Raw genomic sequence first — 3,880 nt, 5'->3', positions numbered from 1 at the left:
CGTGGGGGGGGGGGCGTTTCTCGCGGGGGGGGGGGGGGGGGGGGGGCGGGGCGGGGCGCCCCGCCCCCCGGGAGAGCCGGTCTCGTGACGGTGTGGTGCTCATGAGGGGCGCTCAGGAGCGGATGGCGCGCGCCCTGCGGCGTATCGGTCCGCGGCACATGCCGAACGATCATTTTCATGCTCTCGTACGACCGATGCGACCGGGTTGCGGTGGCCACCGGGGGCGCACGAAGGAACGCGGGGGGCGCATGCGGGCGATCAGGCTCCGCCCGCCCGGCACCGTGCGAGGTCGACCTCCACCGCGACGGCTCCGGCGTCCCCGGTGAAGGAGAGCACGACGCTCCCGCCGGCCGCCGACGGGTGCGCGGCGAGGCTGCGCACGGGGCTTCCCACCGCGAGCAGCAGCCGGCACCGCCCGGTGGCGGCGTCCCGGACGCGGATGGTCCCGTCGGCCGAGCCGGAGGCGACGAAGCTGCCGAGGCCCTCCGTGTTCCACAGGGCCAGGGCGTGCACGGCCGCGGTGTGGCCCGTCAGCGGCTCGCCCAGGGGGCGGCCCGCGCGCAGGTCCCACAGCCGCACCGTGCCCGTGTCGCCGCCGCTGGCCAGGTGCGGCGGAAGGCCGTCCAACGGGCCCGGGTTGAGGGCGACGGCGTGCAGGAGCCCCTGGTCGCAGCGCAGGGGCGCACCGGCGGCACCACCGCGTTCCGCGTCCCACAGCCGTACGGTGCCGTCGGAGCCGGCGGAGGCGAACCAGTCCCCGCCCTCCTCGCACGAGGCCGCGGCCACCGCCAGGATCCGCAGGCCGTGCCCGGTCCACTTCCGCAGCGGGGCCATGCGGTCCAGGTCCCACAGCCGGACCGTCTCGTCGTCGCCGCCGCTCAGCAGCAGGTGCCGTCCGTCCGCCGTGGCACAGCCGGCCAGGGCGCGAACGGGCAGGAAATGCCCCTCCAGCACGTCCGGCAACGCCTGCCGGGTTCCCACGTCCCACAGCCGGATGCCGTGGTCCCCGGATCCGGCCGACGCCAGCACGCGCCCCGCCCGGCGGCGCGCCCAGGCCATCGCCGAAGGCGGCCGTCCGGTGCCGACGCGGGCGACCGCGTCCCCCGTGGCGATGTCCCGCACGTCGACGTGCTCGCCGCCCCCGCTGAGCGCGAACCAGGACGGGCCGCGCGGCTCCCCCGGCTCCGGCAGCAGCAGCGCCCCGTCCGTCGGCGCCGGTCCGGCAGGCGTACGGGTACGGGCGCCGGCCAGTGCGCACTCCAGCACCTCCCGGTTCCACAGGCGCAGCGTCCCGTCGACGGAGGCCGACGCGAGGATCCCGGAATCCGGGGAGCCGACGGGGCTGAGCGCCGTCACGGCGCCGGTGTGCCCGCCGAGCAGCGCCGCGGGCTCCTGGCCGGCGGTGTCCCACCGGGAGACGTCCCACACGGCGATGCGGCTGCCCGCCCCGGCCGCCACGAGGTGGCGTGCGCCCAGGGTGAGCGCGGTCAGGCCGGTCACCGGCCCGCCGGCGCCGGTGAGCGTGGCGAGCGGTCCGGTGGCGTCCCAGACGGTGACACTGCCGTCCGCGTGCCCGGCCGCGACCGTCCCCGGCCGCGTGGTGGGAGCCAGCGCGCGGACCTCGGCCGGGAACGCGAACCGCGCCACCTCCGTCTCGGCCGCGGTGTCCCGGAAGATCAGGAACGCGCAGTCGGCGATCACCAGCAGCGGCCGGCCGGGCGGGTGCTCCACCGCCGCCAGCGCGGTGGTCCGCGTACGGGGTGCGTCGCCGGGCAGGGTCAGCAGGTCCAGCGGGCCCATCCGCTCGTTCCACCAGACCACCGCCCCGTCCCCGTTGACACTGAGCACCGCGAGTTCGTGCCCGCCGTCGCGGTACGCGCACACGTCGGCGATCCACATCCCGCCGGGCCGGTGGACCTGGTCGACGAGGTGTCCGGTCGCGGGGTCCCAGAGGCGGACGGTGCCGTCCGTGCTGCCGGAGACGAGCAGCGGCGACTGCGCGGGACGCGGCGCGAGGACCAGGTGGCGTACGGATCCCTCGTGGGCGGCGATCCGTTCGCGGACCGGCGTCCCCTCGACCGCGTCGAACAGCTCGATGCCGCCGTCGTCGTCGCCCGCCGCGAGCGCGGGGCGCCCGTCGGGTGCCGGCACCGCCGTCAGGGACCGGACGGTGGTGCCGAGGGTGGCCAGGACGTTCACGGGCGGCATCCACCGGGACCACAGCACCGCCAGCGGTCCCGCCGCCTCGTCGGGGGTGCGCGGGCGCGGCAGACCGGGGTGGCGCAGCGCCGTGTACGCGAGGTGCAGGCTGGCGAGGCGCGAGGGGTGGTCCTCCCCGTCCGCCCGGTGCAGGTACGGCTCCACGGCGGCCCACGCCTCCAGCCAGAGCCGGCCCTCCTGTCCCCGGCCCGGGCCCAGCAGCCCGCGGATCGGGCTGCCGGTCAGCCACGGCAGGACGTCGGCCGGCACGTGCGCGTCGTCCAGGACCCCGCCCAGGCGGGCGTGGCGCGCGAGGTACCGCCGTACGTACGGGTGCGGGGCGGTGCCGGCGGCCCGGCGGCCGGTGTGCGGCGCTGCCAGGGCGGCGAGCGCCTGCGCGATGCGGGCGTGCACGGCGCACTCGTCGTCAGCGTCCGCGTCCGCATCAGCGTCCCCGCTCCCGTTCCTGCTTCGGTCCCCGCCCCCGGCTCCTCTCCTGCCCTCGTGCACGTCGTCGGCCCGGTACGTGCCCCCCGGCGCGCCGGCCCCCTCGGCCCCGTCCGTCCTGCCGAGCCCGTCAGCCGTGTCGGCAGGCTCGTCCCGACCGTCCGTCATTCCCATCCCGATCCCCCCACCAGGTGCCGCGCCGCCCGCGGGCCAGGCGCGCAGGACAGCGGCCAGCCGCTCGTGCGCCGGCCGGTACACCCGCTGGTCCTCCTCCACGTCACGGGTGAGATACCCAGCCAGGCGGCCTTCCAGCAGCACCCGGATCTTGGCATCGGCATCCGCCACGGCCTCCCCGCGGACGGCGGACGCGACGGCGGGCCACACCTCGCCCCAGGCCGTGCCGCGCCCCTGCGCGAACGCCGTCGCGCGCAGCAGCGCCAGCGCTTCGTCCGCCGCCAGGCCGTCCTCGGCCGACCGCGCCAGATCGTCCTCCAGCAGTCCCGCCGTGCCCCCTCCCAGCCGCGCGAGCCAGCCGTCGTCGGCCGACAGCCGCGGCCCCTCGGTGCGCAGTTGGTGCGCCGCCACGCGGGCGTCCAGGAAGGACCGCCCCACCGCCCCGGCCACCGTGCGCGAGACCCCGGTCAGGTCGTGTCCCGCCCAGTCGGCCTCCCCGGCCAGCAGGGCCCGTACGTACCCCTCGACGTCCCCTCCCATGTCCTCGTCGTCGGTGCGCAGCACGGCCGCCCCGGGGAGCGCCTCCCGCAGCCGGCCCAGCAGCTCCTGGCCGCCGGTGCCCGGGGCGAGGCGGTCGGCGCCGTCGCTGCTGCGGCCGGCGACGACCAGCCGTACCCCGCGCCGTACGGGATGCGACGGCGCGGCGTCGGTCAGCGGCCCGGTCAGTTGGCCGGACCGGTGCCCGTACAGGTGGCCGGCCAGCGGTACCAGCACCTGGTGCACCACCGCCGCCGGGTCGGTCGCCTCGTCCAGTGCGTCGACGACGATCGTCACCATGGGGCCGGGCGAGCCGAGGAACGTCCGCAGTCCCGACTGCCAGCGGCTCAGCTGGTCCCGGCCCGACGGGTCGGCCCCCGCCCCCAGCTTCTTCGCGATGACCTTCAGCAGCCCCAGCGGCTCCCGGTGGTGGGGGGGGGCGGGGGGGGGGTCGCCGCGGCCGCGCCCCCCGCGGCGCCGCCGCGCGCGGGGGCCCCGCGCCCCCGCCACCCGCCCGCCGCCG

Annotated in this window: 1 protein-coding gene; it reads right to left on the bottom strand. The window is 78.2% G+C overall.

Translation table 11 applies throughout. From position 1 onward, the window contains the following. Nucleotides 1–258 precede the first annotated feature (258 nt). A partial coding sequence (locus ACFXA3_RS05500; RefSeq protein ID WP_385182311.1) for a hypothetical protein occupies nucleotides 259–3,880 on the bottom strand: 3,622 nt, incomplete at its 5' end.

The organism is Streptomyces sp. NPDC059456 (assembly GCF_042750055.1).
Lineage (GTDB): Bacteria > Actinomycetota > Actinomycetes > Streptomycetales > Streptomycetaceae > Streptomyces.
The sequence above is the reverse complement of the archived record's forward strand: the minus strand, read 5'-3'. Positions and strand labels throughout refer to the sequence as shown.